This is a genomic window from Comamonadaceae bacterium OTU4NAUVB1 (assembly GCA_024372625.1).
Taxonomy (GTDB): Bacteria; Pseudomonadota; Gammaproteobacteria; order Burkholderiales; family Burkholderiaceae_C; genus Variovorax.
In genome coordinates, this window is the sequence record CP099605.1 from 1,207,074 (window position 1) to 1,230,794 (window position 23,721).

A 23,721-nucleotide genomic window follows, 5' to 3' on the forward strand; every position below is an offset into this window, starting at 1 on the left:
TTTCTTTTGCAACTGCTGTCATGAACATCTCTATGTCCGCCTTGTCCAGCCAGCTCCTGCTGGGGCTGGTCAACGGCTCGTTCTACGCGATCTTGAGCCTGGGGCTGGCGGTGATCTTCGGATTGCTCAACGTCATCAACTTCGCGCACGGTGCGCTGTTCATGATGGGCGCCATCCTCAGCTGGATGGCGATGGAGTACTTCGGCATCAGCTACTGGGTGATGCTGCTGGTGGCACCCGTCATCGTCGGCCTGTTCGGCATCGTCATCGAGCGTTTGCTGCTGCGCTGGATCTACAAGCTCGACCACCTCTACGGCCTGCTGCTCACGCTCGGGCTGACCCTGCTCATCGAGGGCGTGTTCCGCTCGGTCTACGGCGTCTCCGGCCTGTCCTACGACGCGCCCGACGCCCTGTCGAGCGCCAGCGACCTGGGCTTCATGATCCTGCCGAACTACCGCGCCTGGGTGGTGGTCGCCTCCCTGGTGGTGTGCTTCGCGACTTGGTTCGTGATCGAGAAGACGCGCCTGGGCGCCTACCTGCGGGCCGGCACCGAGAACCCCAGGCTGGTCGAGGCCTTCGGCGTCAACGTGCCGTTGATGATCACGCTGACCTATGCCTTCGGCTGCGCGCTGGCGGCCTTCGCCGGGGTGCTGGCCGCGCCGGTGATCCAGGTCTCCCCGCTGATGGGGCAGAACCTCATCATCGTGGTCTTCGCCGTCGTCGTGATCGGCGGCATGGGCTCCATCATGGGCGCCATCCTCACCGGCCTGGGCCTGGGCGTGATCGAGGGACTCACCAAGGTCGTCTATCCGGAGGCCTCGTCCACCGTCGTGTTCTTCATCATGGTCATCGTGCTGCTGATCCGTCCCGCCGGCCTGTTCGGCAAAGAGAAGTGAGCGAGCGGCCATGAAGAAGATCTCCACCGTCGTCTACCTGCTGCTGCTCGTCGCGCTGCTGATCGCGCCGTTCCTCGGCGCCTATCCGGTGTTCGTGATGAAGCTGATGTGCTTCGCGCTGTTCGCCTCGGCCTTCAACCTGCTGCTGGGCTACACCGGGCTGCTGTCCTTCGGCCACGCGGCCTTCCTGGGCGGCTCGGCCTACGTGGCGGGCTACGGCGTGAAGGCGCTGGGCTTCACGCCCGAGGTCGGCCTCATCGCCGGCACGCTCACCGGCGCCTTGCTCGGCTGGCTGTTCGGGCTGCTGGCCATCCGCCGCCAGGGCATCTACTTCGCGATGATCACGCTGGCGCTGGCCCAACTGATCTTCTTCGTCGCGCTGCAGGCCCGGTTCACCGGCGGCGAGGACGGCCTGCAGGGCGTGCCGCGCGGCAAGCTCTTCGGCCTGCTCGACCTGTCGAACGACCTGACGATGTACTACGTCACGCTGGTGGTGGTGGTGGGTGCCTTCCTGCTGATCATGCGGACCATCCATTCGCCGTTCGGCCAGGTGTTGAAGGGCATCAAGGAGAACGAGCCGCGCGCGCTGTCGCTGGGCTACGACGTGGCGCGCTTCAAGCTGCTGGCCTTCGTGATCTCGGCCGCGCTCGCGGGCCTCGCGGGCTCGCTCAAGACGCTGGTGCTGGGTTTCGCCACGCTGTCGGACGTGCACTGGACCGCCTCGGGCCAGGTCGTGCTGATGACGCTGGTCGGCGGGCTCGGCACGCTGTCGGGGCCGCTGGTGGGCGCGGCGGTGGTGGTGCTGCTGGAGAACAAGATCGGCGAGCTGGGAAACCTGCTCGCGCGCATCACCTCCATCGAGTGGTTCACCACGCTCGGCGAGTCCGTGACCATGGTCACCGGCCTGATCTTCGTGATCTGCGTGCTGGCCTTCCGCAAGGGCATCATGGGCGAGATCATCGCGTTCATCGAGCGTCGCAAGACGACGCGTCCGCGCGGCTGACGTTCCGGCGGGTTCAGTCCTGCGCGACGTCCCCGACGTCCAGCGCCTCCCCGATGGCGTAGAAATGGCCGCCCGCGACGTGGTGCAGGCTGCGCCACTCGGGGCCGGCCGCCTCGAAGCGCCAATGCCCCTGCGCGAACGCGCGCGTGTCGGCCCAGGCCGCCACGACCTCGCCGATGAACAGGTCGTGGACGGCCTGGTTGCGCGGCTCCGGGATGAGCCGGCAGGCCAGCCAGGCCGAGCATCCCGCCACGAAGGGCAGGTCGTGGCCGTCCATCCGGAACAGCTCGACGCCCGCGCGCGCCAGCTTGTCCGGAAAGTCCTTCAGGCTGCGGGTGCCCACGGCATGGGTCAGCCGCAACTGCGCGGCGGTGGGCACCTGGATCAGGAACGCGCCGCCGGCCTCGACCAGCTCGCGGGTGCGCGTGGCCTTGTCGAGCACGACCGTCAGCTTGGGCGGCGAGAAGTCCAGGGCGCAAGCCCAGGCGGCGGCCATGACGTCGTCGGTGTCGGCGTGGTGCGCCGACACCAGGACGGTGGGGCCGTGCGTGAGCAGGCGGTAGGCCTTGTCGAGCGGGACGGGAGCGAGGTGTGTTTTCATGGGATGTGTCGAAGGCCGAAGGCCGAACGCCGTCGATGTGAAATTGACCGAGCCATCGATTCTCGCGATGCTTGCCGGATGATCAGCGAACTCAGGACCTTCATCGCCGTGTGCCGCTACGGGACTTTCGCCGCGGCGGGGGAGCGGATCGGCCTGACGCAATCGGCCGTCAGCAGCCAGATCCGGCGGCTCGAGGAAAGCCTGGGCTTCGACCTCTTCGACCGGACCAGCCGCTCGGCCGTCCTGAACGCCGCCGGGCACACGACCCTGCAGCGCGCCGAGGCGATCTGCGCGCTCTACGCCAAGCTGGGCGACGTGCCCGACGATCCGTCCGAGGGCGTGCTGCTGCGCATCGGCGCCATCGCCTCCGTGCAGCCGACGCTGCTCGCGCGCGCGCTGGGAATGCTGCGGGAACGATTTCCGCTGGTGCGCGCGCATGTCGCCCCCGGCGTGTCGATGCGGCTGATGGACGAACTCGACGCCGGCCGGATCGACGCGGCGCTGATCATCCGGCCGCCGTTCGGCATCCTGCCGGAGCTGACCTGGCAGTCGCTGGTGCACGAGCCCTACGTGCTGGTGGCGCCCGCCGGCCTGCCGGGCACGGACTGGCGCGCGTTGCTGGGCGAGCAGCCGTTCCTGCGCTACGACCGGGTGTCCTTCGGGGGACGCATGGTGGAGCGGTTCCTGCGCCGTGAAGGCATCGCGGTGCGGGAGTCGGTGGAGATCGACGAGATCGCCGGACTGATCCACCTGGCCGCCAGGGGGCTGGGGGTCGCGCTCGTGCCCCTGGTCGAAGCGCATTCGCCCCTGCCCCGGGAGGCCCGCATGATCTCCCTGGGCGCGTCGACGTTCTACCGCGAGATCGGGCTGCTGCAGCGCAAGCCGAAGGCGACGCCCGCCATCGTCGCCCATTTCGCGCAATGCCTGCGCGAGGCGGCGGAGGTGGCGGACGCGGCGCCGGGGACCCATTGAACTCGCGCGTCAGCGCGCCTCGTACGCTTCCAGCGGCTTGTCGGTCGGGTCCGCCCAGGCCGCGCGCGTCAGTGCGTTGGCGGGCAGGCCCACCGTCAGGTTCTGCGGCGGGATGGGCTGGACGAACCACTTGTCGTAGAGCGCCGCGACCTCGCCGCTGCGGGCCAGCGCCACCACGCTGCGGTCCACCTGCCGCTTGAAGGCCGGGTCGTCCCTGGGCAGCATGATCGCGATGGGCTCCACGCTGAGCACCTGGTCGAGCAGCCTGTACCGGGCGGGCTCCCTGCTCCTGGAGATCAGCGTCGCGAGGATCTGCCCGTCGGCGGCGAAGCCGTCCGCGCGCCCGGTCTCCAGCAGCAGGAAGCCTTCGGCGTTGTCCTTGGCGAGGACTTCCCGCACGTCGTTCAAGCCCTCGCGCTGCAGCTTGCGCAGCAGCTGCACCGAGGTGGTACCGGTGGTGGCCGCGACGGCCTTGCCGGAGAGCTGTGTCGGCGTCGCGATGCCGGCACCCGCCCGGACCGCGATCCGGATGCCCTCCACGTACAGCGTGGGCGCGAACGCCACGTCCTTCTGGCGCGCCAGGTTGTTGGTGGTCGTGCCGCACTCGATGTCCACGGTCCCGTTCTGGACCAGCGGGATGCGGTTCTGCGGCGTGACCAGCTGGTAGTTCACGGTGAGCTTGTCCAGCCGCAGCGCCTGCCTGATGTCGGCGACGATGCGCTCGCAGACGTCCACGTGGAAGCCGGCGTACTTGCCCGGTCCCAGCGTGAAGGACATGGCGCCCGAAGCGTCGCGCACGCCCATCGTGATGGCGCCCGAGTCCCTGATCTTCTTCAGCGTGTCGGTCTGCGCGGCGGCCATGCCGGGCGCGAGCCACAAGGCGATGGCGACGACGCCCGCGCAGCGGCGCGCCGTCCTCACGATGCCGCTCATTTCGCGAACAGCGAATCGAGGTTGGCGAACGACTTCATCTCGATCGCGTTGCCCGACGGGTCCAGGAAGAACATCGTGGCCTGCTCGCCGACCTCGCCCTTGAAACGGACGTAGGGCTCGATGACGAACGCGGTCCCGCGCTCGACCAGCTTGTCGGCCATCGCCTGCCACCGGTCCATCGGCACGATGGCGCCGAAGTGACGCACCGGGACGTCGTGACCGTCGACGGCGCTGCTCTGGCGGTGGCCGCACTCGTCGGGCGCCAGGTGCGCCACGATCTGGTGGCCGTGGAAGTCGAAATCGACCCATTCCGGCGCGCTGCGGCCTTCCGGGCAGCCCAGCAGGTCGCCGTAGAAGGCGCGGGCCTCGGCGATGTCGCGGACCGGAAAGGCCAGGTGGAAGGGAATGCGGACGTTGGAGGAGTCGGTCATGGCGTCATCGTCGGAGTGGTTGGGACGACGGGACTCTAGAGCGCACTGCCAACGAAGAAAAACGATATGTTTTTGCGCTGAGCATCGACGGAATCGATGAATCGCGTGCCTAGAGCCGCAGCCGCGCCACGTAGCCCGTCATCTCCAGGTACCCGCGTCCGACGCGCCGGCCCCCGGCGTCGAGCAGTTCGCTCGCGCCTTCCCAGTACACCGAGCCGGTCGAGGCGCGGCTGTCGAGCTCCTGGTCGGCCAGCAGGGCGCGCACGGCGAAGCGGCCGGCGGGCGTGTCGACCTGCCAGCGCGTCGGATACACGGCCCGCGTGCGTGGACTGGTCCAGCGCGCCTGCGCCTCGAAGCGGACCTCGTCGGCGCCGAAGGTGCGCGCGGCGCCGTCGCGCGGCCGGAACGAACCGCCGGCCCACAACGCGCTGCCGTCGGCGCGGCGCAGGTGGAAGGCGGTCAGCGCGCTCCCGTCGTCCAGGTTCATGCCGATCCAGTCCCACCCGACGGCCTCGGGGTGCAGCAGCGCCTCGCTCCATTCGTGGTCGAGCCAGGCGGTGCCGTCGACCTCGAAGGCCTGGCCCTGCAGCGTGATGCGTCCGCGCGTGGCGAGTTGCGGCTCGCTGTAGTAATAGCTCGCCTGGGACGGATCGGGGCCCTTGCGCGAGAGGCCGGCGCGGCCCTGCAGCAGCACCGGCTGGGTCGGCGCGAAGGTCAGCGCCAGGGCGAAGTCGCCGGCCGGTAGCGCGGCTTCGTAGTGGCCGTCGGCGGGCCGGCGCCGCAGGTGCCAGTCGCGCAGGTTCACGTCGGTGTCGCGCTCGCTCGCGCCGGCGACGCCGAAGCCCGCGCGCGCGATGCGCTCGTCGTGGCGCAGCCTGCCGTTCGCGCCGTCGAGGTCGGTGAGCGCGGCATGGGCCGAGACGAGCTGGCGCGCCGCGAAGGCCGAACGCATGCCGCGCGTGGCGTCCACGCGCGAGCGGAAGAAGGTCAGCTGGAAGCCGAACTCGCGCCCGGGCGCACGCCCGTCGGCGCGCGCCGTCGCCCGGCCGGTGATGTACCACCACTCGGTGCGCAGTTCGGGATGGCTGCCGAAGTCGCGCGGGAAGACCAGCGCGCGCGGCGGCAGCGCCGCCGCCGGGGCCTCGGCGCCGGACGGGACCGGCGCCGGTGTCCGGGTCGGGGTCGCCGAGGCGGGCAGGGCCGCGCCAGCCGATGGCGCCGCGCCGGCGTCGGCCTCCGGCGGCTCCGCCGCGGCGGCGCCACGCGCCACCGGCAGCGCGAGCAGGGCGGCCAGCACGGCACGGCGATCGCGGTCGAATCCGTCGTCCATCACCAGTCCTCCTTCACCGCCAGCACGGCGTCGCGTCCCGCCGCCGCGCGGCCGGCGATCCAGGCCGTCAGCGTGCCGGCCGCGACCACCGCCGCGCACAGGGCCAGCAGGCGCGCCCACGGCACCAGCAGGTCCATGGTCCAGTGGAAGCTCTGCGGATTGACCACCCGCACGAGCACGACCGACACCGCCAGCCCCAGCGCCAGCCCGGCGACCGCGCCGATCGCGGTCCACGCCGCGCCCTCGCCGGCGACGATGGCCAGCACCTGGGCCCGGGTGAAGCCCAGGTGCGCCAGCAGGCCGAATTCCTTGCGCCGCGCCAGCACCTGCGCGCTGAAGCTCGCCGCGATGCCGAACAGGCCGATGGCGATCGCCACGCCCTGCAGCCAGTAGGTGACTGCGAAGCTGCGGTCGAAGATGCGCAGCGAGGCGGCGCGGATCTGGCCGGCCGAACTGATCTCGATGGCGTCGCCCGCGAGCGCGCCCTCGCGCTGCGCCAGGGCCCGCACGTCGCGTTGCACGGCGCCCTCGTCGGCGCCCGGGGCCAGCCAGAGCGACACGTCGCTCGCGCTGCGATCGCCCGAGAGGCGCTCGAATTCGCGCGCTTCCAGTGTGATGGCGCCGAACTGGCGCACGTAGTCGCGCCAGACGCCGGCCACGAAGAACACCGGCGGCACCGGTCCCGCCGCCACGCCCAGCGCGCGCGCGAGCGGAGCGAATTCGCTGCCGGGCCGGGCCCCGTAGAGGTCCACCATCGCCTCGCTGACGTAGATGCCGATGCGCCCGGGTGGCACCGGCAGCACCTCGCCGACCATCGGCAGGGCGCGCGCCGGATCGTCCTCCAGCGGACGCGAGATGAGCGTCACGGCCGGTCGCGCGGGGTCCAGCAGCAGCGCGCGCAGGCGCAGCGTGCCGGTGCGCTCGACCCCCGGCAGCCGGGCGAGGCGCTGCACCACGTCCGGCGTGAAGGCGGCGGCGCCGTCGTCGCCGCCGGGTCCGCCACCGCCGCCGCTGCCCGCCACGCGCAGGTAGAGGTCGGCCGGCAGCACGACGTCGAGCCACTGCGTGACCGAGTCGCGGAAGCTGGCCACCATCACCGTCAGCGCCACCGCCAGGCTCAGGCTCGCGACCACGCCGCTGACCGCCACCGCCGCCGTGCCCCGCATGCGGCGCGCGCGCTCCACCGCCAGCATCGGCAGCACGTGGCGCGACAGCAGTGGCGCGAGGCGGTCGTAGAGCAGCGCGACCAGCGCCGGCAGCGCGGTGATGCCGCCCACCAGCAGGAAGCCGACCGACAGGTAGGCCGCCACCGGCAGTCCGAAGACCGGCGGCGCGTTGGCGAGCGCCACGCCCGCGGCCAGCAGCGCCACCGGCGGCCACCAGGCGCCACCGCGCGCCGACCCGGCGCCCAGGCCCTTGAGCGTCTGCGCCTCGGGCAGGGCCTGCGCGGCGCGCGCGGGCCACCAGCCGCCCACGCCCGCCGCCGCCACGCCCAGCGCACCGTAGAGGGCGGCGGCCGTGCCGTTCCAGCGCAGGGTGGGCGCCACCCCGGCGAAATAGCCGCCGCCCAGGTCGCCGCCGAGCACCCGCAGCGCCAGCGCGGCCAGGCCGGTGCCCAGCGCGATGCCCGCGAGGCTGCCGACCAGCCCCAGCAGCAGCGACTCCGCCAGCACCAGGCGCAGCCGTCCGCGCGGCGTGAGGCCCAGCACGCCCAGCAGGGCGAACTGCTGGGCGCGCTTGGCCACGCTCAGCGCCAGCACGGAGAACACCAGAAAGGCGCCGGTGAACAGCGCCACCAGCGCCAGCACCGTGAGGTTGACGCGGTAGGCGCGCGAGAGGTTGCTCACGCGCTGTGCCGCGTCGCCCGGTTCGGCGATCTGCACGTCGGCCGGCCAGTCGGGCGCGTCGCGCAGCCCGGCGATGAAGGCGGCGCGGTCGATGCCGGCGGCCAGTCGCAGGTCGATCCGCGTGAGGCGGCCGATGCGCCCGAGCAGTTCCTGCGCGGCGCCGATGTCCATCACGGCCAGCGCCGCGCCGCCGGCGCTGACGTGGCCGGCGACCTCCAGCGTCCGCCGCTGGCCCTGCCACAGCACGTCCAGGCGCGTCGCGTCCGGCCCGATCGCCTCGCGCGCCGCGGCGTTGAGGAACGCCTGGCCCGGCGAGACGATCGCCAGGCGCGGCGCGTCGTCGGCCGGACGCGGCATCAGCGCGGGCGCGAGGGTGGGGATCGCCAGCGCGTCGACGCCGACGATGCGCAGCGTCGCGGGCGCCGCCGTCCCGTCGTCCTGCGACGTCGCGCCGCCGACCCGGGGCCGCGCGATGCGCACCTGCGCTTCCACCACCGGACTGGCCAGCACGACCTGCGGGTGCGTCGCCACGCGGGCGAACACCGCCTCGTCGAAGCCGCCGCCGGCCGCCCGCAGCTCCAGGTCCGGCTGCCCGTTGACCGAGCGCACGGCGCTGGAGAACTCGTCGAGCGCCGAGGCGTTGATCAGGTGCACGGAAAACGCCAGCGCCACGCCCAGCATCACGGCGATGGCGGCGGCGGCGTTGCGCCACGGATGGTGGCGCAGTTCCTGCCAGGAGAAGGTGACGAGCAGCGCGCGCATCGGGCTTTCGGCCGGGTTCAGCGCGCGATGCCGTCGATGCGCAGGTGCAGCACGCGGTCGGCGCGCGCGGCGGCGGCCTCGGAATGGGTCACCAGCACGAGCGAGGCGCCGTGCTCGCGCGTCTGCGCCAGCAGCACGTCCATGACCTTCGCGGCGGTGGTGGGGTCGAGGTTGCCGGTCGGCTCGTCGGCCAGCAGCAGCGCCGGGCGATGCACCAGCGCCCGCGCGATGGCCACGCGCTGCAGCTGGCCGCCGCTCAACTGCTGCGGCAGCCGCGCGCCCAGGCCGGCCAGCCCGACCGCCTCGAGCATCGCCGCCACGCGCGGCCGCGACGCTGCCTCCCGCTCTCCCAGCAGCAGCAGCGGCAGCGCCACGTTCTGCGCCACGTCCAGGTGCGGCAGCACGTGGAAGGCCTGGAACACGAAGCCGACGTGGCGCCGCCGCCAGACCGCGCAGGCCTCGGCGCCGAGCGCGCCGATGTCGGTGCCGTCGTGGAGGACGCGGCCGGCGTCCCAGGTGTCGAGCCCGGCCATGCAGTTGAGCAGGGTCGACTTGCCGACCCCCGATTCGCCGACGATGGCGACGAATTCGCCCGCCGCCACTTCGAGCGAGACGTCGGCGAACACCGTGGCGTCGCCGTAGCGCTTGGAGAGTCCCTCGATGGCGAGCGTCATGCCGTGGCCACCCGCAGGGCGTGCGCCACCGCCTGCGCGGCGGCGTCGGGCGCGTCGGCCGCGATCACCGTGCGCGCGGGCATGCCGCGCAGCCAGGTCGTCTGGCGCTTGGCGAGCTGGCGCGTGGCGGCGACGCCGCGCTCGCGCAACGTGTCCAGGGCGGCGTCGCCCAGGGTCGCCGTCGGCGACGAGGCCGCCGCCGCGTCGAGCAGTTCCCAGGTCTGGCGATAGCCGACGCAGCGCATCGCGGGCAGGTCGGGGTCCAGGTCGCCGCGCGCGCGCAGGGTCCGCACCTCGTCGACGAGGCCCTCACGCAGCATGGCGTCGAAGCGCTCGGCGATGCGCGCGTGCAGCCAGGCACGCTGGGTCGGCTCCAGCGACAGCAGGGCGGCGGGGCGCAGGCCTGCCGGCGCGGCGGGCGACGCTTCGGCCGGATCGTCGTCCCGGTGGGCGCGCTGGAAGCTCGACAGCGGCCGGCCGCTGGTGCGCCATACCTCCAGCGCGCGCTGGATGCGCTGGCTGTCGTGCGGCGCCAGCCGCGCGGCGGTCGCCGGATCGACCTCGGCCAGCCGCGCGTGCAGCGCCGGCCAGCCGTGCGCGGCGGCCTCGGTCTCGATGACGGCGCGCGTGGCCGCGTCGGCCGGGGGCATGGCATCCAGGCCTTCGATCAGCGCCCTGAAGTACAGCATCGTCCCGCCCACGAGCAGCGGCAGCCGCCCGCGCGCGGCGATCTCGCCGATCAGCCGCGTCGCGTCGGCGACGAACGTGGCGGCGCTGTAGGGCGCGCGCGGGTCGCGGATGTCGATCAGATGGTGCGCGACCTCAGCGCGTTCGGCGGCCGACGGCTTGGCGGTGCCGATGTCCATGCCGCGATAGACCAGGGCCGAATCGACGCTGACGATCTCCACCGGCAGCGCCCGCGCGATGGCCAGCGCGGCGGCGGTCTTGCCGGCCGCCGTGGGCCCGGCGAGGGCGAGGTAGCGGGGGGGTGGTCCTGGCGTGGCGGAAGTCGCCGTGGACGCCGGTGGCGCGGCGACGGCGTCGCAAGAAAAAGGCATCGGTCGAGGGTAGCAAAAGCGCCCCGACCCTCCTGCGCGCAGGCCCGCCGCGGTTGCCGGCGGCGCCGCCGGTGGCGTCGCCCGGCGTGGCGGTCGCCGGTGCCTGCCCTCAGATGGCCGGTGCGCTCTCGCCGGCCACCTGGGTGACCACCGGCTTCATCTTGAACAGCTGGGTCAGCGCGGCCTGGTACTGCGCCTGGCCGATCGAGTTGGTGTTGTGGTGCGAACCGCCCTCGACCAGCACGAACATCTTGGGCACCGTCGCGGCCTCGTACAGGCGGCGCCCCAGCGTCGGGTTGATGAGGCTGTCGGCCGTGCCGTGCACGACCAGCAGCGGCGACCCGATGTCCTTGACCCGGCTGATGGCCTCGAAGCGCTGCGTGATGAACGGCCCGAAGGGCAGCCAGCCCCACTTGAAGCTGCTGGCCACGTCGGCGATGGAGGTGAAGGTGCTCTCGACGATCACGCCGCTCTCGTCCTTGACGTTGGAGGCCAGGTCGATGCCGATGGCGCCGCCCAGCGAGTGGCCGAAGATGTAGCGGTGCTGCCGGGGATGGCGCGCGGCCAGCCAGGTCCAGGCGGCGCGGGCGTCCTCGCGGGCGGTGGCCTCGGAGGGCAGGCCGGCCGAACTCTTGCCGAAGCCCCGGTAGTCGATCGCCAGCACCGAGAAGCCCAGTTCGTGCATCCGCTGCATGCGCGGGGCGGAACCGGCGACGTTGTAGCGCGCGCCGTGCAGGTAGAGCAGGACGGGCGTGTCGGCCGACTCCGGCGCGCCACCGAGCCACAGGCCGTGCAGCCGGGCCGGCTCACCGGTGACCGAGGACTGGAAGTCGATCCAGACGTGCGCCATGCCCTCGGTCATCGCCTCGGAGTTGCCCCAGCTGCGGTCGCTGGGCTGGAAGATCCATTCGCGCTGACGCGCGTCGAGCGTCGAGCATCCGCCGGCAAGCAGCGCGAACAGTGCGATAACGGAGGCGAAGAGCGACCAATGTTTCATGCGTTTGGACAGAGCCGATGGAGCGGCCGAAAGTTCCTGGCAATGCCATGCAACGTGCATGCCCGGACGCGGGAGGACAGCGGAAACCCCTATGTAGTACTTTGCTACGCTTTTTGTAGGTCAACGCCCGCGCAGGAACCACCCGTCGAGTTCGCGCACCGACACCTGCCGCCAGGTCGGCCGGCCGTGGTTGCACTGGTCCGAACGCTCGGTCGTCTCCATCTGGCGCAGCAGGGCGTTCATCTCGTCGAGGGTCAGGCGGCGGTTGGCGCGCACGGCGCCGTGGCAGGCCATGGTCGAGAGCAGTTCGTTGCGCGCGCGCTGCACGACGGTGGCGGCATCGTGCTGCGCCAGCTCGGCCAGCACGCTGCGCGCCAGTTCGACGGCATCGCCGTCGGCGAGGGTGCCCGGGACGGCGCGCACGGCCAGGGTACGCGGCGAGAACGGCACGATCTCCAGGCCGAGCGTGGCCAGCACGGCCGCGCAGGCCTCGGCCGTGGCCACCTCCTGTGGCGTGGCGGCGAAGGTGGCCGGGATCAGCAGCGGCTGGCTGACGATGGCCGCGCCGTCGAACTGCGTCTTCAGGCGCTCGTAGACGATGCGCTCGTGCGCGGCGTGCATGTCGACGATGACCAGGCCCTGGCGGTTCTCGGCCAGGATGTAGATCCCCTGGAGCTGCGCCAGGGCACGACCGAGCGGCCAGACGTCGTCGGTCGCGCCGGTGTCGGCGGCGCCGGGAACGGCCGCGTCCGCGTCCGTCGGGGCCCACGGCACGCCCGCCGGCCCGGCACCGGTGGCCGCCGGCGGCATCGACGGCGCCGCGCCGGAGAAGGACGTCGCGGGCCACATCGCGGCCTGGTCGCCCGTGCCGCGTTCGGCGGCGAAGTGCATGCGCGGCTGGGTCCAGGCCGGCGGCATGGCGACGCCGCCGCCGGCCGGCCGTGCGGACGGGGTCGGCGCCGCGACGGTCGCGGCGTCGCCCGCGCGCGGGGCGGCGAGTGCGTTCTCCACGGCGTGCCGTACGGCCTGGTGCACCTCGCGGCCGTCCCGGAAGCGCACCTCGATCTTGGTCGGATGGACGTTGACGTCGACACGCGCGGGGTCGATGCGCAGGTAGAGCGCGAACACCGGCTGGCGCTGGCCGTGCAGCACGTCCTCGTAGGCGCTGCGCACCGCGTGCGCCAGCACCCGGTCGCGCACGAAGCGGCCGTTGACGTAGAAGAACTGCTGGTCGCCGCGCGAGCGCGCCGCGTCCGGGATGCCGGCGCGCCCCTCGACGCTCAGGCTGCCCACCGCGTGGGCGACGGCCACGCTGCGGGCCACGAAGTCGTCGCCCAGCGCATCGGCCAGGCGCGGTTCGCGCGCCGGATGGGCGCGCCACTGCTCGACCAGGCGCCCGTCGTGCCAGACCGAGAAGCCGACGTCCGGCCGCGCCAGCGCGTGGCGGCGCACCGCCTCGACGCAGTGCGCGAGTTCGGTGGCGTCGGTCTTCAGGAACTTGCGCCGCGCGGGCGTCGCGTAGAACAGCTCGCGCACCTCGACCGTGCTGCCCTCGGCGCGCGCCACCTGGCGCAGCTCGCCGGTGCGGCCGTCGAGCGCGTGGGCGGCGGCGGCGCCGCGCTCGCGCGAGTGCAGGGTCAGGTCGGCGATGGCGTTGATCGCGGCCAGCGCTTCGCCCCGGAAGCCCATCGTGGCCACCGTCTCCAGGTCGCCCAGGCTGGCGATCTTGCTGGTGGCGTGGCGGCGCAGCGCGATGCTCAGGTCGCCGCGCGCGATGCCTTCGCCATCGTCCTCCACCGAGATCAGCCGCACGCCGCCGGCCGACAACCGCACCGTGACCTGCGTGGCGCCGGCGTCGAGCGCGTTGTCCAGCAACTCGCGCACCACCGACGCGGGCCGCTCGACGACCTCGCCCGCCGCGATCTGGCTGATCAGCTCGTCGGGCAGTTCGCGGATGGGGCGGCGCGGCGCGACCCGCGCCGTGGCGGGATCGGAAAAGGGCGGCAGGGCGGGGTCCGGGCGGTCGGAAGGAAGGGGCACCGGATCATTCTAGGTTTTGGGTTCCGGCCGGGCGCCGGCGGGGGAAACCGGGCTGCGCATAATCCGCCCCATGGAAATCGTGCACTTTCTCATCGACTTCATCCTCCACATCGACAAGCACCTCGAGGCCTTCGTCATCGCCTACGGGCCGTGGGTGTACGCGCTGCTCTTCGCGATCGTGTTTGTCGAGACCGGTGTGGTGGTGATGCCGTTCCTGCCCGGGGATTCGCTGCTGTTCATCGTCGGGGCGCTGTGCGGCATCGGGCTGATGAGCTTTCCGATCGCCTGCGCGGTGCTGATCGTGGCGGCCATCCTGGGCGACCAGTGCAACTTCACCATCGGACGCCACCTGGGGCCGAAGGTCTTCCAGTGGGAGGACTCGCGCTTCTTCAACAAGAAGGCGTTCAACCAGGCCCATGCGTTCTACGAGCGCTATGGCGGCATCACGATCATCCTGGCGCGCTTCATGCCGTTCATCCGCACCTTCGCCCCCTTCGTGGCGGGCGTGGCCGCCATGGACCGCGGCAAGTTCACGCTCTTCAACGTGGCCGGCGCGCTGCTGTGGGTGCTGGGCATCGGCACGGCCGGCTATTTCTTCGGCAACCTGCCGTTCGTGCGCCAGCACCTGGAGAAGATCATCTGGGGCCTGATCCTGGTGCCGGGCCTGATCGCCATCTTCGGTGCCTGGCGCGCCGGGCGCGCCGAGCGCCTGCGCGAGGCGACGGAACTGCCCCGCTGACGCCACGCATGGCCGAGTCGATCCCGTGACGGTCCCGCTCGCTCCGATCCTCCCGCACCGGCCCCGGCGACCCGCCGGAAACCCGTTCCTGATCGCACTGGGCCTGGCCTGCGTGCTGGCGGCGGGGTGCGCGACGCCCGACGCCCCCTGGCCCGCGAAGGTGGTCGACCCCGACGGCCTGCAGGTCGTCGGGCGGCTCGGCGTGACGCGGCCGATGCGCAACCTGAGCGACCCGGTCGCCGGCGGCACCACCGTCCTGCGCCTGCACATCGACGCCCGGGGCCGGGTCCGCCGCGTCGTGGTCGTCGAGGGCAGCGGCGATGCCGGCGTGGACGCGGCGGCCGTTCGCGGCCTGTCCGGCGCGACCTTCGCGCCGTACCTCGAGGACGGTGTGCCGGTCGCGGTGACGACCCGGATGCCGGTCCGTTTCCGCGCTTCGTCTCGGTGCCGGGGACTGCGTCCGCTGGACTGCTGAACGGGCGTGGCGGGCCAGCGCCGGCGGCCGTGATCCCGCCGGCTCCGCGCCAAGCAAAAGAGGCGTGCCTTTCGGGGCACGCCTCTTCGGGGTCGATCGGGCCGTGGCGCGCTCACGCGGCCCCGGGCCCTCCGGCGGATCAGTAGCGCGAACCGTCGCTGCGATAGCGCTGGTTGTTGCGCTGGTCGGAATTCTTGCCGACCTCGTTGCCGATCAGGCCGCCGAGCGCCGCGCCGCCGACGGTCGCCGCCGTGTTGCCGCCCAGCACGTTGCCCAGCACGGCACCACCCACCGCACCGCCCGCGGCGCCCATCTGCTGGTTGGGGCCGGTGCCACAGCCCGCGAGGACCATGACCGACGAAGCGGCAGCGGCTGCGATCCAGAGACGTGTCTTCATGGGATTCACCTTTTGAAAGAAGTTGTGACACCCATTGTGGCCACCGCCGGAGGGCCGACTGTAGGAAGCCGCCCCAGTCAGGTGCGCGAGTGCACCGGTCCCGCGCGCGGTGAGCGCTCGCCTCAGAGCTGACGGCTGCGCGCGAGCGGCGGGTTCTGCGCGAAATAGCGCTGGATGCCGCGCATGAGGGCGTCGGCCAGGTCGTCCTGGTAGGTCGGCGAGCGCAGCTTCGCCTCTTCCTCGGGGTTGCTGATGAAGGCGGTCTCCACCAGCACGCTGGGGATGTCGGGCGCCTTCAGCACCGCGAAGCCGGCCTGCTCGACGCCGGCCTTGTGCAACCGCGCACCGATGCGCTGGATCTCGCCGAGCATGGCCGAGCCCAGCCGCAGGCTGTCGTTGATCTGCGCCGTGGTGCTCATGTCGAGCATGGCGCGCTGCACCTGCGCCTCGTGGCTGCCCACGTTCACGCCGCCGACGTTGTCGGCCTGGTTCTCCTTGTTGGCCAGCCAGCGCGCGGCCGAACTCGACGCGCCCGACTGGCTCAGCGCGAACACGCTCGCGCCGCGCGCCTCGGGGTTGCTGAAGGCGTCGGCGTGGATGCTCACGAACAGGTCGGCCTGCACGCGCCGCGCCTTCTGCACGCGCATGCCCAGCGGCACGAAGAAGTCGGCGTCGCGCGTGAGGAAGGCGCGCATCGGACTGCCGCCGACGTTGGCCGCGTTGATGCGGTCGCGCAGGCGGTGCGCGACCTGCAGCACGATGTCCTTCTCGCGCGTGCCGTTGGGGCCGGTGGCGCCGGGGTCCTCGCCGCCGTGGCCGGGGTCGAGGGCGACGATGATGATGCGGTCGGTCCGGTTGGGCGTGGCGGTGCTGCGCCGGGTGGCGGCCACGCTGGGGGGCGGCGGCGCCGAGGCCATCGGCGGCGGCAGTTGCGAGGGCAGCGCGGCGGCCGGTGGCGGGGGCCGCACGGCCGGTGCCGCCGCCATGGCGGGCGGGCGGGCCGGCAGCGGGATCGGGATCGGCGGCGTGGCCGGCACGACCGGCCAGTTGCCGGTGCCCGACGCGGATGGCACGCCGTCCTGGGCGCGGTCGGCCTGCTGCGCCATCAGCTCGCCCAGGGGGTCGGCGGCGATGGGGCCCGACGCCGTGGCCGGACCGGGCGGGGCCGGCGGCGCGGGCGCCATCGACACCGAGGGTGCCGAGCGCAGGCGGTCGGCGATGAGCGCCTCCATCGGGTCGACGCGCTGTGCCGGGTAGAGGTCGAGCACCAGCCGGTGGCGGTAGGCGGCCACCGGCGCGAGCGAGAACACCTGCGGCTGCACCGCCTGCTTCAGGTCGAACACGATGCGCACCACGCCCGGGGCGTATTGGCCCACGCGCAGGCCGTCGATGTAGGGATCGCCGGGCTTGATCTGGCGCACCAGGTCGCGCAGCGCCGGGTCGAGGTCGATGCCCTGGATGTCGATGGCCAGGCGCGGCGGGCTGCCCACCACCTGCTGCTGGGTCTGCAGGGGGCTGTCGGATTCGATGGTGACGCGGGTGTAGTCGGTCGCCGGCCAGACGCGCACGGCCACGATGCTCGCGCCGCGCGCGATCTCCTGGGCGCCCAGCAGGAGCACGAGGCTGCCCGCCTTGAGCAGGGCACGGCGGGAGTCACGGGGTGGTTTCGGAGCCTGGGTCATGAAGGGGTCGTGGGGGAGAAGGGCGTCGCGGTGCTCAGGACGCCATGTCGGTGTTATCGGCCACGGCGGCCAGCAGCTTGAGGCCGCGCGCGGTGCCGGCCTCCAGCGTCACGCGCCGGGTGGCGTCGGCCCGGGCGTCGATGTGCACGGCGAGGTCGGCCACCGGCAAGCGGCCGGCGGCGTTGTCGGGCCACTCCGCGAGCTTGAGGCCGCCGGCGGCGAAGATGTCCCGGAACCCCGCGTCGTCCCATTCGCGCGGATCGCCGAAGCGGTAGAAATCGAAATGGTGGATGACCAGGCCGTCGGGCGCCTCGTGCGGCTCGACCACCGCGTAGGTCGGGCTCTTGATGCGCCCGGCGATGCCCAGGGCGCGCAGCAGATGCCGCACGAAGGTGGTCTTGCCCGCGCCCAGGTCGCCGTGCAGCGCGACGAAGGCGTCGCGCAGCGCGGGCTGCGCGGCCAGCGCGCGCGCGAAGGCCTCGGTGTCGGCTTCGTCGCGCCACGCCAGGGTGGCGGCGCGGGGCTTCGGGTCGGTGGGTGGCGGGGTCAAGGGGGCGGTTTCTACAATCGGCAGGTGATCGGCAGCCATCAACTCGTCATTCGGATTCGGGCCTTGGCCCGGGAACTGGGATTCTCCCAAATCGGCATCGCCGGCATCGACCTGTCGAGCGCGGAGCCGGGTCTGATGCAGTGGCTGGCCCAAGGGTTCCATGGCGAGATGCATTACATGGCCGCGCACGGCACCCGGCGCGCCCGGCCGGCCGAACTGGTTCCGGGCACCGCCTCGGTCATCACCGCCCGCATGGACTACCTGCCGCGCGCCACGCCGCCCGACTGGCAGGCGATCGAGTTCGACCGGCTCGCGCGGCCGGCCGAGGGCATCGTCTCGCTCTACGCCCGGGGCCGCGACTACCACAAGGTGCTGCGCTCCCGGCTGGCCACGCTGGCCGGGCGGATCGCGCAGGAGGTCGGCGAATTCGGCCACCGCGCCTTCACCGACTCGGCCCCGGTGCTGGAGGCCGAGCTGGCCGCGCGCAGCGGCCAGGGCTGGCGCGGCAAGCACACGCTGGTGCTCGACCGGGAGGCCGGCTCGATGTTCTTCCTCGGCGAGATCTACGTGGACATGGCGCTGCCGCCGAGCGAGCCGGTCACGCCGCACTGCGGTCGCTGCACGGCCTGCATCGACGTCTGTCCGACCGGCGCCATCGTCGCGCCGCAGCGCCTGGACGCCCGGCGCTGCATCTCCTACCTGACCATCGAGCATCCGGGCGCGATCCCCGCCGAACTTCGCCCTCTGATGGGCAACCGCATCTACGGCTGCGACGACTGCCAGCTCGCCTGCCCCTGGAACAAGTTCGCGCAAAGAAGCACGTTGCCGGATTTCGACGCCCGCGACGGGCTCGCGGGCAGCGCGCTGGCGCACCTCTTCGCCTGGACCGAGGACGAGTTCCTGCGCCGCACCGAGGGCAGCCCGATCCGGCGGATCGGCCACGAGCGCTGGCTGCGCAACCTCGCCGTGGCGCTGGGGAACGCGCTGCGCGCGGGCGAGCCGGACGCGCGCCGGGCCCTGGCCACGCGGCGGGAGCACCCGAGCGCGCTGGTGCGCGAGCACGTCGCCTGGGCGCTGGCGGCGACGCCGGGCCTGCCGGTCGCCGCGCCCACCGCGCCCACCGCGCCCGGGCCCGACTGAGCTCGCCGCCGTGGCGCCATGGCCGCCGCGCCGGGCTCACTCGTCGTGCGTGTCGTGCGTCGCGGCGCTGCCCCGGCGCCAGTAGCCCGAGGCGCGCACCCATTTCGGATTCAGTCCGCGTTCGCCCACGAGGTGCGCGCGCAGGGCCTTGGCCGCCGCCGATTCGCAGCCGATCCACGCGTGCAGGTCGCCCGCGGGCAAGGTCGCGGCGCGCAGGGCGTCGAGCAGCGGCACGGCGCCGGGCGTGGCGCCCTCGCGGTGGACCCAGGCGAGGGTGACGTCGGCCGCGCTCGGCAGCGCGACGTGGTCGGCCGGGCCGTCGACCTCGGCCAGCACCAGCGCGCGGGCACCGGCGGGCAGTTCGGCCAGGCGGCGCGAGATGGCGGGCAGGGCGGTGTCGTCGCCGATCAGCAGGTGGCCGTCGAAGGCGGTCGGCACCAGGAACGAGCCGCGCGGTCCGCCCACGCCCAGGCGCTGGCCGGGCGCGGCCTGGCGGGCCCAGCGCGTGGCCGGACCGGCGACGTGCAGTGCGAAATCGATCGCCAGCGTGCCGGCCTCGGCGTCGAAGCGGCGTGGCGTGTAGTCGCGCATGGTCGGCTTGCGGCCCTCGGGCCAGACGGGGCCGTCGGGGCCGGCGGTGGGCAGCGTCAGCGCGCCGGTGGCCTCGTCCGGGAAGAACAGCTTGGCGTGGTCGTCGAAGCCGGGGCTGTGGAAGCCTTCGAGGTCGGCGCCGCCGAGCGTCACGCGCACCAGGTGCGGCGTGACGTGCTCGACCGCCAGGACGTCGAGCGCGCGGAAGCGCAGGGCGTGGCGCACCCGCTGCGGGGCGCGGTCGGTCACGGCGGAGGGGGAGGGAGCGGTGGACATCGGGTTCATGGTCAGAGGCTTTCGATCTGCTGGGCCGCGTGGTCGAGCACGGCGGCGAAGGCGCGGGCCTGGGCCGGCGTCAGGGGGTCGCCCGACAGGCGCATGCGCATCGCGAGCTTGAGGTTCTCGATGGCGCGCGTGACCGGGGGCGGACGGCCGCCACGGGGGCCCGCGCCGTCGACGCCGCCCTGCATGCGGGCCATCAGCTCGTCGGTGGTGGCGCGGTGGGCGGCCAGGAATTCGCGCCCGGCATCGGTCGCGCTGTAGCGCTTGCGGCTGCTGCCGTCGGCGGTGTCCACGGCCAGGTGACCCAGTTCCTCCAGCAGGGTGAGGGTCGGGTAGACGATGCCGGGGCTCGGCGCGTAGGCGCCGCCCAGGCGGTCCTCGATCGCCTTGATGAGTTCGTAGCCGTGCGCGGGCTTGTCCGCGATGAGCTGCAGCAGCACGAAGCGCAGGCCGCCGTGGCCGAAGACGCGGCCGCCCCCGCCGCGTCGGCCCCCGCCGCCCCCGCCACCACCGCGCGACGGTCGCTCGTCGGCCGCACGGGGTGGGCCGGGGTCGGCGCCGGGCTGCTCGGCGGTGCCGCCGCCCGGGTCGGCGTGGCGGCTGTGGAGGCGCGGGGCAGGGTGGATGTGTCGCATGGGGTGTCCGTTCGGATGTCGATGGGCGACTATAAAAGATATATCTGATTTAGATCTTAGTTGGAACGTAAAGACAAGGTGAACGCGGGGACCCCGCCGCCTAAGATGGCCGTTTTCCCAAGGCGAAGGAGCCCGTTCATGCAGTCGTTCCCGGATGGATTTCGCGCCCTCGTGCTGGGCGCCTCGGGCGCCATAGGCGGGGCGCTGGCGCGACGGCTCGAGGCGGACGCGCGCTGCGCCGGCGTGACGCGGCTCGGCCGCGACACGGCGCCGGCGGTGGACTTCGACGACGAGGCGAGCGTCGCGGCGGCGGCCTCGGCCGTCCGGGATCGGGGTCCGTTCCACCTGGTCGTGAACGCGGCCGGCCTGCTGCATGCGGCCGGCTTCATGCCCGAGAAGCGCCTGGGCCAGCTGGGCTACGCGCAGATGGAGGCCACCTTTCGCATCAACGCCTTCGGCCCGGCGCTGGTGCTGGCGCATTTCGCGCCGCTGCTCGACCGCGAGCGCGGCGTGCTCGCCGTGCTGTCGGCCAAGGTCGGCAGCATCGGCGACAACCGCCTGGGCGGCTGGTACAGCTACCGTGCCTCCAAGGCCGCGCTCAACATGTTCGTAAAGACGGCCGCCATCGAGGTCGCGCGCGGCAACCCGAACGCCGTGCTGGTGGCGCTGCACCCGGGCACGGTGGATTCGTCGCTCTCCGCGCCCTTTCGTGGCGCCGAGATCGGCCGCACGCCGGAAGCCGCCGCCGCCGACCTGCTGGCCGTGATCGACGCGCTCACGCCAACCGACACCGGCGGCTTCCGGGCCTATGGCGGGGAGGTGCTGCCCTGGTAGGGCCGGGTGGGAAGGCCATGGGCGGTGGATGCGATGACGGCGTGACGACCGCCGTCGGCCCTCGTCCCAGACCTTTCCCGGAGAGAGAGAGGGAGACGGACCGGTGCCCGTCTAACGGCTCGGCATGTCCTTCACGGAATACCCCAGGCTCACCGTCGCGTCGGCCGGGATCGGCGGCATGGTCGCGTTCCAGGCGGTCCAGTCCTCGCGCATGGCGGCCAGGCGCCCGGGCTGGTGGCGGGCCTGGTTGGCGCGCTCGCGCTCGTCGGCGCCGAGGTCGAACAGGTACTCGTTGCCGTCGACCTGCAGGTACTTCCAGTCGCCGTCGCGCAGGGCGCGCTGACCCCGGTGGTTCATGCGCCAGTGCATGGGCCGATGGAAGACGCGGGTCGCGTCGGCCAGCACCGGCCGCAGCGACACGCCGTCGAGCGGGCAGGCCGCGTCGGGCACGGCGCCGGCGAGGTCGAGCAGCGTGGCCGACCAGTCCATCGTCAGGCAGTGCTGCGTGGTGACGCCGCCGGGCGCGATGCCCGCCGGCCAGTGCGCGATCCAGGGCACGCGGATGCCGCCCTCGGTCAGGTCCATCTTGCCGCCCACCAGCGGCCAGCTGTCCGAGAAGCGCTCGCCGCCGTTGTCGCTGGTGAAGACGACCAGCGTGTCGTCGGCCAGGCCGTGCTTCTCCAGCGCGGCCATGAGCCAGCCGATGCCTTCGTCCATGTGGCGGATCATCTCGCGATAGCGATGGATGCTGCCGCCGGCGAGGTCGAACAGGTTGTCCTTGATCTGCGGCGCGCGGCCGGCGTCGTCGCGCGTCTCCCAGGGCCAGTGCGGGGCGGTGTAGTGGAGGCTGAGGAAGAACGGCGCGTCCTGCGACGCCATGCGCTCGACGTGGTCGACCGCGCGCCGGGAGAGCAGGTCGGTCAGGTAGCCGTCCTGCGCGCAATCCGCCTCGCCCAGCCACAGGTCGTGCGTGCCGCGCGAGTCGCAGTGGGTGAAGTAGTCGACGCCGCCGGACATCGGACCGAAGAATTCCTCGTAGCCCGAGCGCAGCGGACCGAACGCGGGCGGATAGCCCAGGTGCCACTTGCCGATCAGCGCGGTGCGGTAGCCGGCCGCCCTCAGCAGCGAGGGCAGGGTGGGGTGGTCGGGCGGCAGGCCCAGCGTGGCGTTGCCGCGGTCGCTGCGGATCGGCTCCTCGGCGGCGCCGCGCAGGCGGTACTGGTAGCGCGCGGTCATCAGCGCGAAGCGCGTGGGCGAGCACACGGGCGAGTTGGCGTAGCCCTGGCTGAAGCGGATGCCGCGCGCGGCCAGGCCGTCGAGCACGGGCGAGACCGGCGCGCGAGCGCCGTAGCAGCCGAGGTCGGCGTACCCCAGATCGTCGGCGACGATGAAGACGATGTTGGGGCGCTTGGCGGCCGGCGCCGTGGCCGGGGTGGTGGGCATGGACATGGGATCGGAACGGTGGGGTGGGACGAGGCCGTGGCCGCGGTGGCGACGGCCGGTCAGGGCTGGTAGCCCGACTTGCTCACCACGGGCGCCCACTGGGCACGGTAGGCGCGCAGCATGCCGGCGGTCTGCTCCGGCGTGCTGACCACCGGCGCGAGGCGCGCGTCCTTGAACCTGCGCTGCGTGTCGGGGTCCTGCATGACCTCGCGGATCGCCTGCGCGATGCGCGCCACCTTCTCGCGCGGCATCGTCACCGGCGCGAAGAAGACGTTCCAGCCGGTGCCCACGAGGTCGAGGCCGGCCTCGCGGAAGGTCGGCACGTCGGGCGCGAAAGGCGAGCGCTTCGCGCCCGAGACCGCCAGCACGCGGAGCTTGCCGGCCTCGTGCTGCGCCACCACGCTGTCGAGCGTGTCGACCGCGATCGGTACCTGGCCGCCCATCAGGTCGTTGAGCAGCGGGCTGGAGCCCTTGTAGCCGATCACCTCGGCCTTCACGCTCGCCTTCTCGCCCAGCATCAGCGCGAAGAAGTGCGGCAGGCTCCCGGTGGCCGGCACGCCGAAGTTGGCCTGTTGAGGGTTGGCGCGCATCCAGGCCACCAGGTGCGACATCTCCTTCACCGGCACCGCGGCCGCCACGGCCAGCGCGAACTCGTACTCGTTGACGTTCGACATCGGAACGAAGTCGCGCTCGGCGTCGTAGCCGTTGTCCTTGAAGACCAGCGGCGCCACCACCATCACGGCCGGGTTGGCGACCATCACCACGTTCTGGTTCGCCGGCGTCGCCCGCACCTGCTGCGCCGCCAACCGGCCGCCCGCGCCGGGCTTGTTGTCGACGATCACCGGCACGCCCAGCTTCGCCCCGAGCTTGTCGCCGACCAGCCGCGCGACGCGGTCCGTGGCGCCGCCGGGGGCGTAGCCGACGACGATGTGGAGCGGGGTGTCGAGCGGGGCGGGTGGCGGGGTCTGGGCGTGGACGGACAGGAGCGGCGTGGCGAGTAGGAGTGCCGCGAGGCCGCGGCGCAGGGGGGAGAGGGGCATGGTCAGTCTCGGTGGTGGCGTGTCGTTGGGATGTCGGTACCGCGACGATTCTCCAGGACCGATGGCGTTCGGTGGCCACGTCGGCACTGGGGGGCCAGGATGGCCGTTCCGGACGAGCGGCTTCTATGAGTCCGGACTTGCCGTCGGGCGGTCGGATCGACACACTCCCGATCCACCTTGGAGGTCAACCTTGAGGATCGTTCGTTTTCTGGCGAATGCCGCACTGGGCATCGCGCTCTTGCTGTTCATCATCGGATTGCCCAAAGCCGCCGCCTTCGTCTTCGGCCTGACGAACGTGGTCCACCTGCTGCACGCCATGAGCACTGGGAAGCAGAAAAACGAGGGCATGCATTGACGACGCCGAAGGTC

At 72.6% G+C, this 23,721-nt stretch carries 24 protein-coding genes; 8 read left to right on the forward strand and 16 right to left on the reverse strand.

All coding sequences use genetic code 11. The features are described 5' to 3' along the window. Nucleotides 1–20: 20 nt before the first annotated feature. Complete coding sequence (locus NF681_09040) at nt 21–896, forward strand: branched-chain amino acid ABC transporter permease (GenBank protein ID UST55299.1); 876 nt, start codon at nt 21–23, stop codon at nt 894–896. Nucleotides 897–906: 10 nt separating this feature from the next. Beyond that, a complete protein-coding gene (locus tag NF681_09045; protein ID UST55300.1) occupies nt 907–1,899 on the forward strand; it encodes a branched-chain amino acid ABC transporter permease in 993 nt (330 codons plus the stop codon). Between the two features lie 13 nt (nt 1,900–1,912). Here the strand turns inward: NF681_09045 and NF681_09050 are convergent, their stop codons facing one another. Further along, nucleotides 1,913–2,500 carry a flavin reductase family protein gene (locus NF681_09050; protein UST55301.1) on the reverse strand — a complete coding sequence of 196 codons (588 nt, stop codon included), beginning with the start codon at nt 2,498–2,500 and terminating at the stop codon, nt 1,913–1,915. A gap of 78 nt (nt 2,501–2,578) precedes the next feature. Between NF681_09050 and NF681_09055 the strand changes: the two genes are divergently transcribed. After that, nucleotides 2,579–3,472, forward strand: coding sequence for a LysR family transcriptional regulator (locus NF681_09055; GenBank protein ID UST55302.1), 894 nt, complete (start codon nt 2,579–2,581; stop codon nt 3,470–3,472). A 9-nt stretch (nt 3,473–3,481) separates the two neighbouring features. On the opposite strand, the gene NF681_09060 is transcribed toward NF681_09055, so the two are convergent. The 8 genes from NF681_09060 to mutL form a co-directional block, all read right to left on the reverse strand. After that, nucleotides 3,482–4,333, reverse strand: coding sequence for an amino acid ABC transporter substrate-binding protein (locus NF681_09060; GenBank protein UST55722.1), 852 nt, complete (start codon nt 4,331–4,333; stop codon nt 3,482–3,484). A gap of 68 nt (nt 4,334–4,401) precedes the next feature. Further along, complete coding sequence (locus tag NF681_09065) at nt 4,402–4,836, reverse strand: VOC family protein (protein UST55303.1); 435 nt, start codon at nt 4,834–4,836, stop codon at nt 4,402–4,404. A 109-nt stretch (nt 4,837–4,945) separates the two neighbouring features. Then, nucleotides 4,946–6,166 carry a carotenoid 1,2-hydratase gene (locus tag NF681_09070; GenBank protein ID UST55304.1) on the reverse strand — a complete coding sequence of 407 codons (1,221 nt, stop codon included), beginning with the start codon at nt 6,164–6,166 and terminating at the stop codon, nt 4,946–4,948. Then, nucleotides 6,166–8,775: an ABC transporter permease gene (locus NF681_09075; protein UST55305.1), complete on the reverse strand. Its 2,610-nt coding sequence runs from the start codon at nt 8,773–8,775 to the stop codon at nt 6,166–6,168. Before NF681_09075 ends, NF681_09070 begins: the two co-directional genes overlap by 1 nt. Nucleotides 8,776–8,792: 17 nt before the next feature. Then, a complete protein-coding gene (locus tag NF681_09080; protein ID UST55306.1) occupies nt 8,793–9,449 on the reverse strand; it encodes an ABC transporter ATP-binding protein in 657 nt (218 codons plus the stop codon). Next, nucleotides 9,446–10,507, reverse strand: a complete 1,062-nt coding sequence (gene miaA, locus NF681_09085) for a tRNA (adenosine(37)-N6)-dimethylallyltransferase MiaA (GenBank protein UST55307.1) — start codon at nt 10,505–10,507, stop codon at nt 9,446–9,448. The genes NF681_09080 and miaA overlap by 4 nt, the downstream gene beginning before the upstream one ends. Before the next feature lie 109 nt (nt 10,508–10,616). Further along, nucleotides 10,617–11,504: a lysophospholipase gene (locus NF681_09090; GenBank protein ID UST55308.1), complete on the reverse strand. Its 888-nt coding sequence runs from the start codon at nt 11,502–11,504 to the stop codon at nt 10,617–10,619. A 120-nt stretch (nt 11,505–11,624) separates the two neighbouring features. Further along, the gene (gene mutL, locus NF681_09095) at nt 11,625–13,511 is read right to left on the reverse strand and encodes a DNA mismatch repair endonuclease MutL (protein ID UST55723.1); all 1,887 of its coding nucleotides are present in this window, start codon (nt 13,509–13,511) and stop codon (nt 11,625–11,627) included. Between the two features lie 103 nt (nt 13,512–13,614). Between mutL and NF681_09100 the strand changes: the two genes are divergently transcribed. Then, entirely contained in the window at nt 13,615–14,283 is a 669-nt protein-coding gene (locus NF681_09100) for a DedA family protein (protein ID UST55309.1), read from the forward strand. A gap of 25 nt (nt 14,284–14,308) precedes the next feature. After that, nucleotides 14,309–14,758, forward strand: a complete 450-nt coding sequence (locus NF681_09105) for an energy transducer TonB (GenBank protein UST55310.1) — start codon at nt 14,309–14,311, stop codon at nt 14,756–14,758. A gap of 139 nt (nt 14,759–14,897) precedes the next feature. On the opposite strand, the gene NF681_09110 is transcribed toward NF681_09105, so the two are convergent. The 3 genes from NF681_09110 to tsaE all read right to left on the reverse strand — a co-directional run bounded on the left by NF681_09110 (nt 14,898) and on the right by tsaE (nt 17,426). Beyond that, nucleotides 14,898–15,155, reverse strand: a complete 258-nt coding sequence (locus tag NF681_09110) for a glycine zipper 2TM domain-containing protein (GenBank protein ID UST55311.1) — start codon at nt 15,153–15,155, stop codon at nt 14,898–14,900. Nucleotides 15,156–15,277: 122 nt separating this feature from the next. Then, complete coding sequence (locus NF681_09115) at nt 15,278–16,837, reverse strand: N-acetylmuramoyl-L-alanine amidase (GenBank protein UST55312.1); 1,560 nt, start codon at nt 16,835–16,837, stop codon at nt 15,278–15,280. A gap of 34 nt (nt 16,838–16,871) precedes the next feature. Further along, nucleotides 16,872–17,426 (reverse strand): tRNA (adenosine(37)-N6)-threonylcarbamoyltransferase complex ATPase subunit type 1 TsaE, encoded by a 555-nt coding sequence (gene tsaE, locus NF681_09120; GenBank protein UST55313.1) that lies wholly within the window; start codon nt 17,424–17,426, stop codon nt 16,872–16,874. Here tsaE and queG point away from each other — a divergent pair. Continuing rightward, complete coding sequence (gene queG, locus NF681_09125) at nt 17,412–18,527, forward strand: tRNA epoxyqueuosine(34) reductase QueG (GenBank protein UST55314.1); 1,116 nt, start codon at nt 17,412–17,414, stop codon at nt 18,525–18,527. The two genes, tsaE and queG, sit on opposite strands and share 15 nt — an antisense overlap. A 36-nt stretch (nt 18,528–18,563) precedes the next feature. Here the strand turns inward: queG and NF681_09130 are convergent, their stop codons facing one another. After that, nucleotides 18,564–19,394, reverse strand: coding sequence for a siderophore-interacting protein (locus NF681_09130; protein UST55315.1), 831 nt, complete (start codon nt 19,392–19,394; stop codon nt 18,564–18,566). 11 nt (nt 19,395–19,405) lie between these two features. Beyond that, entirely contained in the window at nt 19,406–20,035 is a 630-nt protein-coding gene (locus NF681_09135; GenBank protein UST55316.1) for a PadR family transcriptional regulator, read from the reverse strand. A 138-nt stretch (nt 20,036–20,173) separates the two neighbouring features. On the opposite strand from NF681_09135, the gene NF681_09140 reads away from it, so the two are divergent. Further along, nucleotides 20,174–20,869, forward strand: coding sequence for an SDR family NAD(P)-dependent oxidoreductase (locus NF681_09140; protein UST55317.1), 696 nt, complete (start codon nt 20,174–20,176; stop codon nt 20,867–20,869). A gap of 111 nt (nt 20,870–20,980) precedes the next feature. Here the strand turns inward: NF681_09140 and NF681_09145 are convergent, their stop codons facing one another. After that, entirely contained in the window at nt 20,981–22,318 is a 1,338-nt protein-coding gene (locus tag NF681_09145; protein UST55318.1) for a sulfatase-like hydrolase/transferase, read from the reverse strand. 53 nt (nt 22,319–22,371) lie between these two features. Beyond that, a complete protein-coding gene (locus NF681_09150; protein UST55319.1) occupies nt 22,372–23,352 on the reverse strand; it encodes a tripartite tricarboxylate transporter substrate-binding protein in 981 nt (326 codons plus the stop codon). Between the two features lie 190 nt (nt 23,353–23,542). On the opposite strand from NF681_09150, the gene NF681_09155 reads away from it, so the two are divergent. After that, entirely contained in the window at nt 23,543–23,707 is a 165-nt protein-coding gene (locus NF681_09155; protein UST55320.1) for a hypothetical protein, read from the forward strand. Nucleotides 23,708–23,721: the final 14 nt, after the last annotated feature.

Coding starts and splice junctions, on each gene's coding strand:
- NF681_09115 (UST55312.1), bottom strand. CDS start 16,837: ATGACCCAGGCTCCGAAACCACCCCGTGACTCCCGCCGTGCCCTGCTC.
- tsaE (UST55313.1), bottom strand. CDS start 17,426: ATGGCTGCCGATCACCTGCCGATTGTAGAAACCGCCCCCTTGACCCCG.
- NF681_09070 (UST55304.1), bottom strand. CDS start 6,166: ATGGACGACGGATTCGACCGCGATCGCCGTGCCGTGCTGGCCGCCCTG.
- NF681_09060 (UST55722.1), bottom strand. CDS start 4,333: ATGGCCGCCGCGCAGACCGACACGCTGAAGAAGATCAGGGACTCGGGC.
- NF681_09080 (UST55306.1), bottom strand. CDS start 9,449: ATGACGCTCGCCATCGAGGGACTCTCCAAGCGCTACGGCGACGCCACG.
- NF681_09135 (UST55316.1), bottom strand. CDS start 20,035: ATGCGACACATCCACCCTGCCCCGCGCCTCCACAGCCGCCACGCCGAC.
- NF681_09100 (UST55309.1), top strand. CDS start 13,615: ATGGAAATCGTGCACTTTCTCATCGACTTCATCCTCCACATCGACAAG.
- NF681_09065 (UST55303.1), bottom strand. CDS start 4,836: ATGACCGACTCCTCCAACGTCCGCATTCCCTTCCACCTGGCCTTTCCG.
- NF681_09145 (UST55318.1), bottom strand. CDS start 22,318: ATGTCCATGCCCACCACCCCGGCCACGGCGCCGGCCGCCAAGCGCCCC.
- miaA (UST55307.1), bottom strand. CDS start 10,507: ATGCCTTTTTCTTGCGACGCCGTCGCCGCGCCACCGGCGTCCACGGCG.
- NF681_09040 (UST55299.1), top strand. CDS start 21: ATGAACATCTCTATGTCCGCCTTGTCCAGCCAGCTCCTGCTGGGGCTG.
- NF681_09050 (UST55301.1), bottom strand. CDS start 2,500: ATGAAAACACACCTCGCTCCCGTCCCGCTCGACAAGGCCTACCGCCTG.
- NF681_09130 (UST55315.1), bottom strand. CDS start 19,394: ATGTCCACCGCTCCCTCCCCCTCCGCCGTGACCGACCGCGCCCCGCAG.
- NF681_09150 (UST55319.1), bottom strand. CDS start 23,352: ATGCCCCTCTCCCCCCTGCGCCGCGGCCTCGCGGCACTCCTACTCGCC.
- NF681_09045 (UST55300.1), top strand. CDS start 907: ATGAAGAAGATCTCCACCGTCGTCTACCTGCTGCTGCTCGTCGCGCTG.
- NF681_09110 (UST55311.1), bottom strand. CDS start 15,155: ATGAAGACACGTCTCTGGATCGCAGCCGCTGCCGCTTCGTCGGTCATG.
- NF681_09075 (UST55305.1), bottom strand. CDS start 8,775: ATGCGCGCGCTGCTCGTCACCTTCTCCTGGCAGGAACTGCGCCACCAT.
- NF681_09140 (UST55317.1), top strand. CDS start 20,174: ATGCAGTCGTTCCCGGATGGATTTCGCGCCCTCGTGCTGGGCGCCTCG.
- NF681_09090 (UST55308.1), bottom strand. CDS start 11,504: ATGAAACATTGGTCGCTCTTCGCCTCCGTTATCGCACTGTTCGCGCTG.
- NF681_09055 (UST55302.1), top strand. CDS start 2,579: ATGATCAGCGAACTCAGGACCTTCATCGCCGTGTGCCGCTACGGGACT.